General features: G+C 40.8%; 16 protein-coding genes. 14 read left to right on the top strand and 2 right to left on the bottom strand.

The annotated features are described in order from the left end of the window. Window positions 1–639: 639 nt before the first annotated feature. The 10 genes from D5281_RS06205 to D5281_RS06160 all read left to right on the top strand — a co-directional run bounded on the left by D5281_RS06205 (window position 640) and on the right by D5281_RS06160 (window position 7,468). Window positions 640–1,188: a hypothetical protein gene (locus D5281_RS06205; protein WP_160559283.1), complete on the top strand. Its 549-nt coding sequence runs from the start codon at window positions 640–642 to the stop codon at window positions 1,186–1,188. Continuing rightward, window positions 1,188–1,868 carry a hypothetical protein gene (locus D5281_RS06200; RefSeq protein ID WP_160559281.1) on the top strand — a complete coding sequence of 227 codons (681 nt, stop codon included), beginning with the start codon at window positions 1,188–1,190 and terminating at the stop codon, window positions 1,866–1,868. The genes D5281_RS06205 and D5281_RS06200 overlap by 1 nt, the downstream gene beginning before the upstream one ends. Next, a complete protein-coding gene (locus tag D5281_RS06195; protein WP_160559279.1) occupies window positions 1,868–2,041 on the top strand; it encodes a hypothetical protein in 174 nt (57 codons plus the stop codon). The genes D5281_RS06200 and D5281_RS06195 overlap by 1 nt, the downstream gene beginning before the upstream one ends. Window positions 2,042–2,213: 172 nt before the next feature. Next, window positions 2,214–2,429, top strand: coding sequence for an excisionase (locus D5281_RS26890; protein WP_162226742.1), 216 nt, complete (start codon window positions 2,214–2,216; stop codon window positions 2,427–2,429). A 112-nt stretch (window positions 2,430–2,541) separates the two neighbouring features. Beyond that, entirely contained in the window at window positions 2,542–3,744 is a 1,203-nt protein-coding gene (locus D5281_RS06185) for a tyrosine-type recombinase/integrase (RefSeq protein WP_160559277.1), read from the top strand. 179 nt (window positions 3,745–3,923) lie between these two features. Beyond that, a complete protein-coding gene (locus tag D5281_RS06180) occupies window positions 3,924–4,385 on the top strand; it encodes a low molecular weight protein-tyrosine-phosphatase (RefSeq protein ID WP_160559275.1) in 462 nt (153 codons plus the stop codon). An 801-nt stretch (window positions 4,386–5,186) separates the two neighbouring features. Further along, entirely contained in the window at window positions 5,187–5,435 is a 249-nt protein-coding gene (locus D5281_RS06175; RefSeq protein WP_160559274.1) for a transposase family protein, read from the top strand. After that, window positions 5,398–5,784 (top strand): transposase family protein, encoded by a 387-nt coding sequence (locus D5281_RS06170; RefSeq protein ID WP_160559272.1) that lies wholly within the window; start codon window positions 5,398–5,400, stop codon window positions 5,782–5,784. The genes D5281_RS06175 and D5281_RS06170 overlap by 38 nt, the downstream gene beginning before the upstream one ends. A 3-nt stretch (window positions 5,785–5,787) precedes the next feature. Further along, on the top strand, window positions 5,788–6,483 hold the full coding sequence (locus D5281_RS06165; protein WP_330584866.1) for an ISAs1 family transposase: 696 nt from the start codon (window positions 5,788–5,790) through the stop codon (window positions 6,481–6,483). Between the two features lie 166 nt (window positions 6,484–6,649). Further along, a complete protein-coding gene (locus D5281_RS06160; protein ID WP_160559270.1) occupies window positions 6,650–7,468 on the top strand; it encodes a GNAT family N-acetyltransferase in 819 nt (272 codons plus the stop codon). Between the two features lie 72 nt (window positions 7,469–7,540). Here D5281_RS06160 and D5281_RS06155 read toward each other — a convergent pair whose 3' ends face one another. Then, window positions 7,541–8,881, bottom strand: coding sequence for a putative polysaccharide biosynthesis protein (locus tag D5281_RS06155; protein ID WP_160559269.1), 1,341 nt, complete (start codon window positions 8,879–8,881; stop codon window positions 7,541–7,543). A 153-nt stretch (window positions 8,882–9,034) separates the two neighbouring features. Between D5281_RS06155 and nifS the strand changes: the two genes are divergently transcribed. From nifS to mnmA, 3 genes are all read left to right on the top strand, one after another. Then, window positions 9,035–10,219: a cysteine desulfurase NifS gene (nifS, locus tag D5281_RS06150; RefSeq protein ID WP_160559268.1), complete on the top strand. Its 1,185-nt coding sequence runs from the start codon at window positions 9,035–9,037 to the stop codon at window positions 10,217–10,219. A 98-nt stretch (window positions 10,220–10,317) separates the two neighbouring features. Next, window positions 10,318–10,770, top strand: a complete 453-nt coding sequence (gene nifU, locus D5281_RS06145; protein WP_160559266.1) for a Fe-S cluster assembly scaffold protein NifU — start codon at window positions 10,318–10,320, stop codon at window positions 10,768–10,770. 25 nt (window positions 10,771–10,795) lie between these two features. Next, window positions 10,796–11,881, top strand: a complete 1,086-nt coding sequence (gene mnmA, locus D5281_RS06140) for a tRNA 2-thiouridine(34) synthase MnmA (protein WP_160559264.1) — start codon at window positions 10,796–10,798, stop codon at window positions 11,879–11,881. 230 nt (window positions 11,882–12,111) lie between these two features. Here the strand turns inward: mnmA and D5281_RS06135 are convergent, their stop codons facing one another. Further along, the gene (locus D5281_RS06135) at window positions 12,112–12,930 is read right to left on the bottom strand and encodes a histidinol-phosphatase HisJ family protein (RefSeq protein ID WP_160559262.1); all 819 of its coding nucleotides are present in this window, start codon (window positions 12,928–12,930) and stop codon (window positions 12,112–12,114) included. Window positions 12,931–13,161: 231 nt separating this feature from the next. Between D5281_RS06135 and gap the strand changes: the two genes are divergently transcribed. Continuing rightward, a complete protein-coding gene (gap, locus tag D5281_RS06130; RefSeq protein ID WP_120471211.1) occupies window positions 13,162–14,175 on the top strand; it encodes a type I glyceraldehyde-3-phosphate dehydrogenase in 1,014 nt (337 codons plus the stop codon). The last annotated feature ends 78 nt before the right edge of the window (window positions 14,176–14,253 follow it).

Genomic DNA, 14,253 nt, shown 5'->3' with positions numbered 1-14,253 from the left:
AGACTTAAAATATATAGCTGGAAATACCCTCAGTGAACTGACAAGGTTGAGCAGTATACAGGCGTAATTGTATGTTGCTTTGATATACAGTCCGTACACGTTCATCTATATTTATCATTTGTTAATAGATGAATAAGGCAAAGTTTAAAGACTAGCTTGCACATAATGATTTTATCAGAATGTTAATTTATATTCTGCAAATTCATTCTATGCTTTTGCATAATTTGACACGGAATGAATGAACGATTGTTTTTTGGAGAAACAAATTCGTTTGAAAATAAATATATTCACATTAGAGTGTGGTAGGAATTTCTGATGTGTAGATGCTAATTGCATTTAGCATATAGATAGTAGACAGATGCGTTGTGGATCGTATCAGATAAGTACAAGATAAGCTATTGATTGGTGGTGCTTGAAGTAACTTGTTTTGTACTTATCGTGTTTATTAGGAAAATGTGTGTTTGAAAATTTCAAGCATAGATTTTTCTGATAAAAAAATATTTGCTATTTTTTAAAATTCAGAAAATTAAATTTGAGGTGTAAACAATGGGATTTTTATTGATTAGGAACATTAGGGATGGGTAGTCAAAATTTATCAAAAGTAAACAGACAATAATAAAAAATGGAGGAAAAATCAAAGTGGAAAAACAGAATAAAGAAGTGAAGAAGATTTATTTTGAATCAGTAAGTTTATTTAAGGAGTTGGTAGAAGGTAATCAATTAAAAAATCTAAGAAGTGTAAAATCAAATCCGTATCCGTCATATTGTTTTCTTGCAACTAGGAAGGTAATGGATATAGTCAGTGAATTTATTGTCAATCACAATATGAAATGTGACAGAACGGTTGATGATTCATGGGAAGATTTTGAAAAGTTGGTGGTTAATGCAGAATCTAAACCAGATACGATTGTTACAAGAAATTTGCGAGTAGTAAAACGTGCTGTATCTGAAGGATATGGGAATATGTTGAAAAGGACTTTAGTAGATCAGCATAAGAAAAAGACTTTTGTATTCTATGCTAATGATAGGATTGCAGAAATCAAGGCAGAAGAAGACGCTAAGAGCCAGGAAAGATACGAACAAAGACCAAAAGCAGATATAACGCCTGTAGATATGAAAGAAAAAAAGAAGAATATAGATACAGAGATGTCAAAACTAATTAAGAAAGCTATGGAGGAACAGAAATAATGAATAAAGGTACATACAAGAATTTTAATGGTGAAACAGTAGAATTTAACTATGAAAGTGAACTATCTTTGAGCCAGAAAGCAAATTTTGTCATGGAAGTAGCAGGAATGATTGTATCAGGCACTATTGGATATGCGTATATCTTAAAGGAAGCAATTTTCAATTACTGTCTTGTGAAATATTTTACGGATATTGTCTTATTTGAGAATGACGAAGATTTTAGTCTTGATATGATTGACGCATTTATGAAAGGCAATAGAGAAACAGTTATTGACACTATAACAAAAGCAATGGGAGAAGATGCGTTTAATGAACTTTCAAAGGCTTGTGATGAAGCTATCGAGTTTAGAAAAGCACATTTTTCTGATTATAAGGAAGAAATTTCAGATCTTTTACAGTTGGTAAGAGAGTTTGTCGTAAAGCCTGATTATCTGAATGAACTTCTGATTGCCCTTACAAATGCAGTAAATTCCTTTGCTGATAAAGGTGATATTGATATGGATGTTGTCAATAAACTGGTTGATGTTCTTCCTGTAATGAAAGAATTGGGAAGTAAAGAAGTAGCAAAAGCGATTGTAGAAGAATTTCACCAGAATACACCGACTGAAAATGTTGAAGAGAAGCCAAAAGCTAAACGTGGAAGACCAAAGAAAGATAACAATTTGGAAGTAGTGAAGTAATGGAACTGAATAAAGAAGAAATAATCAAAGATGGTGAAAATCTATTTTCAGTATTTTGTGTGTTGGGAAGTGTGGTATATGTCAAGCGAGTGTTTGATGTAAACAGTAGCCCCTCATATAAACTGGAAGAAGTGTTAAAACACTATCGCAAGATAGAAATTATGGAGAAGTAAATATTTGTAAAGTAACTTGTTGATTAGTCGAGGTAAGGACATGGTTACTTAATCGTGTCCTACCTATATATTTATTGTATGATGAATTTTGAAAAGTGAATATTATGGTGCTGAAATGATATAGCATCTTCTTTATATTGTAGAATTTTAAGACAAAACGGAGGAACCGGTTATAAGTACAGAAAATAGATTACAGCTTCCTTGGTGGCAGAAATATACGCTTAGTCTTACAGAATCAGCAGAGTATTTCGGAATTGGATATAAGAAGTTGGCAAAATTCGTAGATGAACACAAGGATGAGAAGTTCATTTTATGGAATGGAACAAGGGCGCAAATTAAGCGTGTCATGTTTGAACAATATGTTAATGAACATATGGACGCTATTTAATACTTAGATGGATGGAAATAGAAAAACGGATGATGGATTTTGAGCCGGATGTGTGGTATTATGGGAAGTATCATACAGATGGCTCTTGTTATATGAAAGGAGCGAGTGAACATTGTCAGATGTTATTAGACGAGATAGTAAAGGTCGAAAACTATGGGCAGGAGAGAGTCAGGAAAAAGATGGGAGATATAAGTACAGATATATTGATAAGTCAGGTGAAAGAAAATCAGTATATAGTTGGAAACTGACTGAATCAGACGTAATACCCAAAGGTAGGCGTAAAGATATTTCCCTGAGAGAAAAAGAAAAACAGATTCAAAAGGCTTTAGATGATTACATTATGCCGAATGGTGGGAATACTACGGTACTTGAATTAGTAGAAAAGTATATTTCTCAGAAGCGTGGTGTAAAGCATAATACTAAGGCAGGTTATAACTTTGTAATCAACGTCATAAAGAAAGAGGATTTCGGCAAGAAACGAATTGATACTGTCAGAATATCAGATGCTAAGGAATGGCTAATCAAGCTACAGTCTGAAGATGGCAGAGGTTATAGTTCTATTCATACCATAAGGGGAGTAGTCAGACCAGCTTTTCAAATGGCAGTAGAGGATGATTTGATCCGCAAGAATCCGTTTGAGTTTCAACTTGCTACAGTAGTGGTGAATGATTCAGTTACGAGAGAAGCAATCACCAGAGAACAGGAAAGGGCATTTTTGAACTTTGTCAAAGTTGATAAGCACTTTTCCAAATATTATGAGGGCATCTTTATCTTATTCAAAACTGGACTTCGTATCTCTGAATTTTGTGGATTGACAAAAGATGATATTGATTTTGTGGATAATAAAATCAGAGTCGATCATCAATTACAGAGGAAAAGGGATATGGAATATGTCATAGAAACGCCTAAGACAGAAAAAGGCGTGAGATATGTGCCTATGTCTGATGAAGTGAGGGAATGTTTTAAACGTATTTTGGAGAACCGCAAGAAACCAAAGATTGAACCTATGATTGATGGCAAGTGCGAATTTCTGTATCTGGACAAAAACAATATGCCTATGGTTGCTTTACATTGGGAGAAATACTTTCAACATATCCGTGAGAAGTATAATAAGATTTACAAGAAAGAGCTTCCAGTGATTACCCCTCATGTAGCAAGGCATACGTTTTGTAGTAATATGGCAAAGTCGGGTGTTAATCCTAAAAAATTGCAGTACATTATGGGACATTCAGATATCGGTGTAACGCTCAATACATATACTCATTTGCAGTTTGAAGATCTGGGTGAAGAGATGGAAAAGGTATGCGAAGGATAGCGTGGTCTACAAATGTTGAATTTAGACCAATTTATAGACCAAACGATTGACAATCTATGCCGAGTTATACCCAATTATACCGAAATAAGTAAAAATGTATCTGCCACAAGCAAAACGTAAACATAACTGAAATCCTTGAAAATACAGCAAAATCAAGCATTTACGGAGGTTTTAGCAACATGATAAAAATATTATTCGTTTGCCACGGCAATATTTGCCGCTCTCCCATGGCCGAGTTTGTACTAAAGGATATGGTAAATAAGAAAGGACTTACAGACAATTTTCACATTGCCTCTGCAGCCACCAGCACCGAGGAAATCGGCAACCCGGTTCATTATGGAACCAGAAATAAGCTGGCTTCCTATGGCATCAGTACAGCCGGAAAAATCGCAATCCGCATGAAAAAGCAGGATTACAAAGCGTACGATTATCTCATTGGGATGGATGATTGGAACATTCAAAATATGCAGAAAATCACAGGCGGCGATCCTGACCGGAAAATATACAAGTTGCTTGAATTTGCAGGCAGCTCAAGAGACATCGCAGACCCATGGTATACCGGAAATTTTGATATAACCTATGAGGATATTGTGGAAGGATGTGAGGCCTTCCTGAAAATGATTGAAAAAACATGCTATTAGTAGGGAATATCCTGTTCCTCGCGGTTATCAGGTAGAATGATAGTTCGTTCAATTTTGTCCGTCTGTTATTCGTTTAATAGTTGCGGCAAATTCGTAGCAGATTTGCCGCAACTTGGTTTATGAAAACTTCTTAAACCGCCAAACCGTTTGATTTTACTGATTTTTATTATCTTTTTTATAGAAACGTTCTCTCTGTTCCTGGTAAAATAAAGCTGCCAAACAATCATTTTCACACAAACGGAAAAGAGAAGTTATGTCTGTAAAATACATACCATCAGCTCTCTTTAAAGGCCCCCTTTTCTGACTGTCAGGATTCTTTCTTTGACGATACATCTTCCTTTTTCAGCTCCTTGAGGAGCATTTTGATATCTCCGAATTCATATTTTCTGTTTTCTATAACGCTTTGTACCCAAAGAAATCAATTTTTAAGCCTGCTGTATGCAAGATTGAATAAAGCCGTGCTCAAATGGTAATTTTACCGATCACCGACACGTTTTCTCTCTATTAAAACGCAATACGCAATAGAAGCTAAGCTCCTAAGCTTGTACAGAACCTTGCTGAGCACACACACATAAACGGGTGGCGTTTTTATCAGGTCAGTTCAAGTAATATTTCCCCGTCTGAGCTGGTGTTTTACTTTGCCGGCACACAGCGTCCTTGAAAAGTGATTTCCGTGAGCCTTCGGCAGGATAAACTTTTAAAGTTACAAAAATGTTACGGAACATAAAATCAAAACTTTCTGTTCCCTTTTTTGTCTCATATTGGTATATTTGTTTTATAATACTTATATCAGGAGGGCTTATGGTAAAGAAATCAACGAGACTGGAAGAACTCCATAACACATTCCAAGAAAATGGAATATCTCCGGAAACGGTCATGCAAAACGACAGTCTGATCAGGGAAATCAAAAAGCATGCAGATGAAGTGCGGGATTACCGCCATCCATCTTATGTCCGGCATCGGCTGGGGGATATCATCATGATTGTCTTCTTTGCGGTGCTGGGGAATGCAGATGAATGGGCGCAGAGATCGAAGCATTTGCAAAGGTGAAGGAAAGTGGCTTAGAAAGTACCTGGACCTTCCCAACGGGGTACCTACTGACGACACTTACCGTGTCGTGTTCAGTAATATCTGCACAGACCATTTCTTCCAGGTCACCACAGGAATTCTGCTGGGCACCATTGACGGAATTATCGAGCTGGCCGGGAAGCAGGATAATATATATGAAAAAAGCGTGGTTTCCATAGACGGGAAAGTAAGCTGTGGCTCGGGCAGGAAAGAAACGGTGGAAGGAAAGGTGAGGGCCCTGCAGCCCCTGAACGTTTATTCAGACGACTATGGCATGTGCCTTGCCCAGAAATTTATAAAGGAAAAAACCAACGAGATACCTGCAGCCTAGGAACTGCTGGGAGTTATGGACCTGAAAGGAACCATAGTGACCGCTGATGCCATGAACTGTCAGAAAGGGACTGCGGAGGTAATTATAGAAGGGAAGGGGGATTATGTCCTTGTCCTGAAGGGGAACCAGGGTCTTTTACATGAAGAAGTGCGGGCTTATTTTGACGGGGACTGCAGGGAAACCCTGAAAGGGAAGCCAGGGTGTTACAAAAAGACTGTGGAAGCGGAGCACGGAGGAGTTGCTGTCAGGGAATACTATATCACAGAAGACACGGACTGGTTCAGCGAAAAGAAGAAGTGGAAAGGGCTGAAGAGTTTCGGAATGGTACGTAAAAAGCAGAAGATACGTGACGGGACGCAGGAAGATGAGTTACGCTGTTACATATGCAGCATAGAAGAAAATGCAGAAGAATTTGAAAGGGCAGCCAGAAGGCACTGGGGAGTGGAGAACAAGCTGCACTGGCAGCTGGATTTCACATTCCGGGACGACAAAAATACAAGCATGGCAAAGACAGGAGCAAAAAAACGCCAGATTATGAAGAAGATAGTTCTGTCAATTCTGTCGCTGGTGAAAAGCAGCTATAAGTTGAGCATGAAAAAGATTCGTTATGTACTGTCATTGGATTATGAGAATGAAATAGAAAAAATGCTGTATTTCTTTATATTTTTAACGAACACCAAATGGTGTTGCTTTGCATAACAGTTTATAAGTTTAATCTGGAGCCTTCGGCCAAATAACTTGACACATCTTTGCACGTTTACTAAGATAAATGAAATGGCTTTATATAGTAGGATGATGTAAATTGAAATAGGGAATGTGTTTCCTGCATGTACAGTTTGCATGTGGGAAAGAGGGGAGGGGCAGGATGATTTTTGAAATAGACCAAACACAAACAGCGGCGCCTTTATTTGAAGGCTGGCAGGAAAGCGTGATATGGTCGTGTTTACAAAACGTGATGGGAAAGCTTTATGGAGATGCAAAGGAAAATCCCGTATCTGCTATGATTTTGCTGGGCGATTTTGGTTTTCCGGCAGGAAAGCCCAGTCAGGAGCTGATTTTAGAGGGACCGAAAATGTACGGACAGTGGGCGAACACAGTTGACGGTGCAAAGGGCCATGTGACGGGCGAAGAAAACAGGATGGAGGGAATTATCGTTCCGCAAAATAAAGCCTGGGCGGATTTGATAGAAGAAAACTACGGAGAAAAGGCAAAGAAAGTAACCCGGTACGCCATAAAGAAAGAGCCGGGTATTTTTGACAGAGATAAACTGCAGAAGGTGGTGGATGGACTGCCTGAGGGTTATGAGCTGAAAATGATAGATGAGGAATTATTTCACCGCTGCGGAAAAATACAGTGGTGCAGGGACTGGGTATCAAACTATGAAAATTATGCTATGTATCAAAAGTATGGATTGGGGGCCGTGGTATTAAAGGGTGGAGAGCCTGTTTCAGGCGCCGCCTCTTATTCCGGTTTTTTGGGCGGTATAGAAATTGAGATCGATACCAGAGAAGATTACCGGAGAAAAGGCCTTGCTTATATTTGTGGAGCAAAGTTGATTTTAGAATGCCTATCCCGGAACTGGTACCCCAGCTGGGATGCACAGAATAAGTGGTCGGTAGCCCTGGCAGAAAAACTGGGATATCATTTTGACCATGAATATACGGCTTATGAAATTTATACTTAGGAACTGTAAAGGCTAATCCTCTAACAGTTCCTTGGGGAATTAGTAAAAGATAAATGGCACATATATGATGCCTTAACGATATTTACGCACAGCAAACATACACAAAAGTGTCTGGACCGCCTGGCTGGCCAAAATCCCCCAAAGGTACCCGTGAATGCCCAAAATGGGAATTCCCCAAAAGACAAAAGCAAGCCTTACCAGCAGACTGAGCATACTGTAGACAAAGGTAAGGCCTGTTTTGCCAAGGCCGTTTAGAATGCTGTTCAGTGTGCTGGCAATATACATAAGAGGGCACAGAAAGCTCAGGATAATGATAAAACTTCCCGCAAGGGTGTTTTGATAGAGCAGATTTCCAAGGAATTTTCCTGTGCACAGGAAAACGGAGGTACATAAAATACCTAAAAGAAATCCATAACGTATACATTTGTTTACGGCTTTTTTGATGGTATTTCTATTGTTGGAAGCCTCAGCTTCAGAGACAATGGGCAATAGTAATACGCAGATAGAATTGGTGATTGCCCCGGGAAAAAAGATCAGAGGCATAGCCATTCCGGTAAGGACACCGTAAATGCTTAAGGCGGTGGCGTTATCATAACCGTAATGGATTAGCCGGTTGGGGATAAAAATGGCTTCTACACTTTGTAAAAAGTTGATGATGACCCGGTTTAAGGACAGAGGTATGGCAAGCATGAGAAGTCCCTTAGATGCCGTTAAGAAGGCGGGAAGGTCAAGGGAAAAAAGAGGTCCGTAGTTTTTAGGAACCACATTGGCAAAATGAGCCCGCACAGCAATGAGGGAAACCAGCATAGAAGCGCTTTCGCCGATTACAAGTCCTACCACGGCAAAGCTGATGGTGGGCGTCAGGTTGTGTTTCAGGCAGAAATAATAGATAGCGTAAACGCTGCCTACGCGTACTACCTGCTCGGAAAGCTGGCATAGAGCGGGCACGGCAGTCTGTCTTATGCCATAAAAATAGCCGTTGATACAGGAATGGACAGTGGCCATGGGGATAGATAAGGCGATAATCCGCAACAAAGGCGCGGTACGGCTTTCCATTAAAAAATAAAGGGCGATTTCGTCTGCATAACAATAAATCCCAACCGTGCACATAAAAGAAAGAAGCATGGAAAGGATAAATCCTGCGGATAAATGCAAAACAGACGACCGGTAATCCTTAGAGATGGTTTCCCCGGCCACATATTTCGAGATTGCTGTCTGCATTCCCGCTACGGTCAGGGAAAAGGAGAGCGCAAGAACCGGAGAAATCAGCTGATAAATGCCCATACCTTCAGGACCAAATAACCGGGATAAAAAGATTCGGTAGAAGAAGCCGATAAAACGGCTGGCAAAGCCGGTGATTGTTAGAATAAGAGTTCCTGTTATCAGAGGATTGCTTTTTCGGGAGATGAACATATATTACCATCCAAAGGCGCAGCTTTTCAGGCCGGCCAATCTAGTTGTTGATAAAAATATATGCCGCTGCCTTCATTGACAGAACAGGCATTGAATGTTATCATGGGAAAGAAAAACCTAGTAAAACGATAGGAATAGTGAAAGGGGTTATCAATGGATAAATTTAATAAGTTTATATATTTGGATAATGCAGCTACCACAAAAACGGCGCCGGAAGTAGTAAACGCTATGATTCCTTTTTTTTCTGAAAATTATGGAAATGCCAGCAGCATTTACCGGTTGGGGACAGAAAGCAAAAGAGCGATTATGCAGTCCCGGGAAATCATAGCCAAAAGCTTGAATGGGGATCCGGCCGAAATCTATTTTACCGCAGGCGGAACCGAGTCTGACAATTGGGCCTTAGTAGCGGCAGCGGAATTAAGCGAGGCAAAGGGCGGGCACATCATCACTTCAAAGATTGAACATCATGGGGTGCTTCACACCTGTGAATATCTGGAAAAAAGAGGATATGATGTAACTTATGTTGATGTGGATGAAAAGGGAATTATCAATCTGGCGGACTTAAAGAAAGCGATTCGCAAGGACACGATTTTAATTTCCGTGATGTTTGCCAACAATGAAATCGGTACCATTCAGCCCATCAAAGAAATCGGGGAGCTTGCAAAAGAAAATGGTATCTTGTTCCACACAGATGCGGTGCAGGCCTATGGACATCTGGCGATTGACGTAAAGGAGCTTAATATTGACCTTTTAAGCGCCAGCGGCCACAAACTGAACGGCCCTAAGGGAATTGGGTTTTTATATATAAGGAAAGGAGTAAAGATTCGTTCCTTTATCCATGGCGGTGCCCAGGAGAGAAGCAGGCGGGCCGGAACGGAAAATGTACCGGGAATCGTAGGTCTTGGCGTAGCGGCAAAGCTTGCCTTTTCCCAGCTAGAGCAGCGTGCAGCGAAGGTGCAGAAGCTTCGGGATTATCTAATTGAGCAGATTGAAAAAGAGATTCCATACTGCCAGCTAAATGGAGACAGAGAAAAGAGACTTCCAAACAATGTCAATTTCAGTTTCCGGTTTATTGAGGGTGAATCTTTGCTGATTATGCTGGATATGAAAGGAATTTGTGCGTCCAGCGGTTCGGCATGTACGTCCGGTTCCCTGGAGCCTTCCCATGTGCTTCTGGCAATCGGACTGCCACATGAAATCGCACATGGATCATTGCGGCTTACTTTGAGCGAAGATAATACTATGGAAGAAATAGATGAGACGGTTGTGGCTGTTAAAGAGGCAGTGGGCAAATTGCGGCAGATGTCTCCTTTGTATGAAGACTTTATAAAGAATTAGAAGATACCCTGGAAAATGATCGCATTGGAAGGCGTTATTTGCCTATGCTAAGGGCAATTCTGAAACATGTTTTAGGAAAATGAAAGAGAGGAAAGAATATGTATAGTGAAAAGGTAATGGACCATTTTACAAATCCCCGCAATATGGGGGAGCTTGAGAACCCCAGTGGAGTGGGCACTGTTGGAAACGCCAAATGTGGGGATATTATGAGAATTTATTTGGACATTGACGAAAATCATGTCATTCAGGATTGTAAATTCAAGACCTTCGGGTGCGGGGCGGCAGTTGCCACCAGCAGCATGGCAACAGAACTGGTGAAGGGTAAAACCATCGAGGAGGCCCTTACCGTAACCAACAAGGCGGTTATGGAGGCCCTTGACGGTCTGCCGCCTGTGAAGGTACACTGTTCTTTGCTTGCGGAGGAGGCGATCCATGCGGCGCTTTGGGATTATGCTAAGAAAAATAATATTGTAATAGAAGGACTAAAAGAACCGAAGCAGGATATCAGCGAGGAAGAACATGAGGAAAAACTTGAGGAAGAAGAATATTGACTCCCATAAATAGGATGATATGAATATGAAAGAAAAAGTAGTGGTGGGCATGTCCGGCGGAGTTGACTCTGCCGTGGCAGCTTATCTATTAAAAGAACAAGGATACGAAGTGATTGGGGTCACCATGCAGATTTGGAATGAGGATGCATCTCATGCAGAGGAAAACGGGGGCTGCTGCGGACTGTCTGCTGTGGAGGATGCAAGGCGGGTTGCAGATGCCCTTAACATACCCCATTATGTCATGAACTTTAAAAGAGAATTTCAGAACAAAGTGGTAAATTATTTCATCTCCGAGTATCTTTTGGGAAGGACGCCGAACCCCTGCATTGCCTGCAACCGGTATGTGAAGTGGGAATCCCTTCTTAAACGGAGTATGGAAATAGGGGCGGATTACATTGCTACGGGACATTATGCCAGAGTGGAAAGGTTGACAAACAGAAGGTATGCGGTGCGCAATTCCATCACGGCCAAAAAGGACCAGACCTATGCGCTTTATAATTTAAACCAATTTCAGCTGTCACATACTTTAATGCCGGTGGGAGACTATACAAAGGATGAAATACGGAACCTTGCGAAAGAAAAGGGATTGCCGGTGGCGGGGAAACCTGACAGCCAAGATATCTGCTTTGTGCCGGACGGTGATTATGCAGGTTTTATCACAGATGTTGTACCGGATAAAATACCGGGGCCGGGAAATTTCGTATCAAAGGAAGGGGCCATACTGGGAACTCATAAAGGCGTGATCCACTACACAGTGGGGCAGCGCAAAGGCCTGGGTCTTTCCATGGGGCATCCGGTTTTCGTATCTGAACTACGTCCAGATACCAACGAAGTGGTAATTAGTGACAGGGATGTTTTCGCCACAGAACTTACCTGTAATCAAATCAACTTTATGGGAATGGAAAATTTGGAAAAACCCCGCAGACTGTGGGCAAAGGTGCGGTATGCCCATCAGGGCCAGTGGTGCACGGCCCGCCAAATGAAGGAGGATGAAATATATGTGTCCTTTGAACAGCCTGTCCGGGCTGTTACACCGGGACAGGCTGTGGTTTTTTATGATGGAGAATATGTGATGGGAGGCGGAACAATTTTACAGACTAAGAGAGAATAGCTCTGGCGTGGAGAAAAGCTCTAAGATGTCAAAATATGCCTTTTTGAATGTAGGCTTTGCAAGAAGGAACCACCACATTTGCTCCACAAAACAGTATACAGAATGAGCTAATGCATGACAATACGGACACTGTTTTTGAAAACGTATGTTATCGATGAAAAACCGGTTTTAAAATACAAGATTTATCATGACCCAAAAGCCGTCCGATTTAAAATAACAGCAGATATATATTAAAAACGGTGAAATTCCGGCATTCTTTTTTCAAAAACAGTGTAATATTTAAAACCGCACTGGGTAAGAATTTCGGCGGCGCGGTCAAAGCCTCTGGCAATGTCCTTAGGCGCATGGGCATCGGAGCCTATTGTGATGATTTCGCCGCCAAGCTCTTTATAGCGTTTTAAAACGCTTGTGCAGGGATTTAACTCTTTCAGCTGGTAGCCTATGGCTCCTGTGTTGACTTCGAGCCCCTTCCCCTTTTCGATTAAGGTTTCCAGAATCCTGTCAAAGATATCTTTATATTTATCGTAACTATAGTTTTCATCCTTGGTTTTCCCATAACGGACCACATAATCCAAATGGCCGTAAACATCAAAATTATCAAAAGCCTTCAAATTATCCAAAATAGAAGTAAAGTATTCTCTGTAGGCTTCTTCCTGGCTGCGCCCTTTATAAAAATCCGGGAAATAAGGGTCCCTTCGGTTGCACAGGTGGGAGGAGGCTATGATGAAATCGAAATCGTAGCTTTTGGCATATAAGGCCAATGTCCGGCGGATATGGGGCTGGACACCTAATTCCACACCAAAAAGCAGCCTGATTTTCCCGGCATATTTTTCTTTGCACCGAATCAGTTCGTACAGATAGGAATCGGTGTTTAATTCAAACATACCTTCTTCTTCAGGATTTTCGTATACATAATCCGGATCCATGTGCTCCGTAATACACATGGTCTTAAGTCCAAGGGCAATGCCTTTTAAAATCGTTTCTTCCATGGGGGCGGTGGAATCACCGGAAAAAGAGGTGTGCAAATGTAAATCCGCTTTAATAGCCATAATATGATTCTCCTTAAATGAAAAATATAAAAAATGAATATGGGTGGATATTGTTCTTCAAATTTATAAAAATTATATTAAAAATATTAGGAAATGACAATTATTTTTCATTTACATCTTGAACTTTTTGGACAAATTAGGTAAAATAATCCTGCTGATAAAATTTTGACAATCGAAACAGATTGCAAAATAAAAGAGGAATAATTAATCAAATTCAGGAGGGAACTAAAAATGGCAGTAAGAGTAGCGATTAATGGTTTTGGCCGTATTGGTCGTCTTGCATTCAGACAGATGTTTGATGCAGAAGGTTATGAAGTAGTAGCAATCAACGACTTGACAAGTCCTGAGATGCTTGCTCATTTATTAAAGTATGACACCGCACAGGGTAAATACAAATACGCAGACAGCGTATCCTACGGAGAGGATTCCATCACAGTGAATGGAAAGACCATCACAATCTACAAAGAAGCTGATGCTAAGAACCTTCCTTGGGGAGAATTAAAAGTTGACGTTGTTCTGGAATGTACAGGTTTCTATACATCCAAAGCAAAAGCAAGCGCACATATCGAAGCTGGCGCACGTAAGGTAGTTATTTCCGCACCTGCAGGAAATGATCTTCCTACTATCGTTTACAATGTAAACCATACAACATTAAAGGCAGAAGATACAGTCATTTCCGCTGCATCCTGTACAACAAACTGCCTGGCTCCTATGGCTAAGGCATTAAATGATTTATGCCCTATCATGAGTGGTATCATGACAACCGTTCATGCTTACACAGGCGATCAGATGATTCTTGACGGCCCTCAGAGAAAAGGCGACAAGAGAAGAAGCCGTGCAGGCGCTCAGAATATCGTTCCTAACTCAACAGGTGCTGCTAAGGCAATCGGCCTTGTTATCCCTGAATTGAACGGCAAACTGATTGGTTCCGCTCAGCGTGTTCCTACCCCTACAGGTTCTACAACCATCTTAGTTGCAGTTGTTAAGGGCGCAGTTACCAAAGAGCAGATCAACGATGCTATGAAAGCAGCATCCACAGAGTCCTTCGGTTATAACACAGACGAAATCGTTTCTTCTGATGTTATCGGAAGCACATTCGGTTCTATCTTTGATGCTACACAGACAATGGTAGCTCCTATGGAAGATGGAAATACTCAGGTACAGGTTGTTTCCTGGTATGACAATGAGAATTCTTACACAAGCCAGATGGTAAGAACAATCAAATACTTCTCTGAGTTAGCATAATATAAAGCTCACATGCAGTGATGCTTGGCAAAGACCTTAAGGGTCCGGTCTTATGGACCGGACCTTTATTACAATAAG

The sequence above is a fragment of the Parablautia muri genome (assembly GCF_009917485.1).
Taxonomy (GTDB): domain Bacteria; phylum Bacillota; class Clostridia; order Lachnospirales; family Lachnospiraceae; genus Suilimivivens; species Suilimivivens muri.
Note: the sequence above shows the minus strand (reverse complement) of the source record. Positions and strands in the feature narration are given on the sequence as shown.

Bases quoted from the DNA above. Each gene is read 5' to 3' on its own strand.
- nifS (WP_160559268.1), top strand. From the start codon at position 9,035: ATGGATAAATTTAATAAGTTTATATATTTGGATAATGCAGCTACCACA.
- D5281_RS06160 (WP_160559270.1), top strand. From the start codon at position 6,650: ATGATTTTTGAAATAGACCAAACACAAACAGCGGCGCCTTTATTTGAA.
- gap (WP_120471211.1), top strand. From the start codon at position 13,162: ATGGCAGTAAGAGTAGCGATTAATGGTTTTGGCCGTATTGGTCGTCTT.
- D5281_RS06200 (WP_160559281.1), top strand. From the start codon at position 1,188: ATGAATAAAGGTACATACAAGAATTTTAATGGTGAAACAGTAGAATTT.
- D5281_RS06195 (WP_160559279.1), top strand. From the start codon at position 1,868: ATGGAACTGAATAAAGAAGAAATAATCAAAGATGGTGAAAATCTATTT.
- D5281_RS06155 (WP_160559269.1), bottom strand. From the start codon at position 8,881: ATGTTCATCTCCCGAAAAAGCAATCCTCTGATAACAGGAACTCTTATT.
- D5281_RS06175 (WP_160559274.1), top strand. From the start codon at position 5,187: ATGGTAAAGAAATCAACGAGACTGGAAGAACTCCATAACACATTCCAA.
- D5281_RS06180 (WP_160559275.1), top strand. From the start codon at position 3,924: ATGATAAAAATATTATTCGTTTGCCACGGCAATATTTGCCGCTCTCCC.
- D5281_RS06135 (WP_160559262.1), bottom strand. From the start codon at position 12,930: ATGGCTATTAAAGCGGATTTACATTTGCACACCTCTTTTTCCGGTGAT.
- nifU (WP_160559266.1), top strand. From the start codon at position 10,318: ATGTATAGTGAAAAGGTAATGGACCATTTTACAAATCCCCGCAATATG.
- mnmA (WP_160559264.1), top strand. From the start codon at position 10,796: ATGAAAGAAAAAGTAGTGGTGGGCATGTCCGGCGGAGTTGACTCTGCC.
- D5281_RS06170 (WP_160559272.1), top strand. From the start codon at position 5,398: ATGAATGGGCGCAGAGATCGAAGCATTTGCAAAGGTGAAGGAAAGTGG.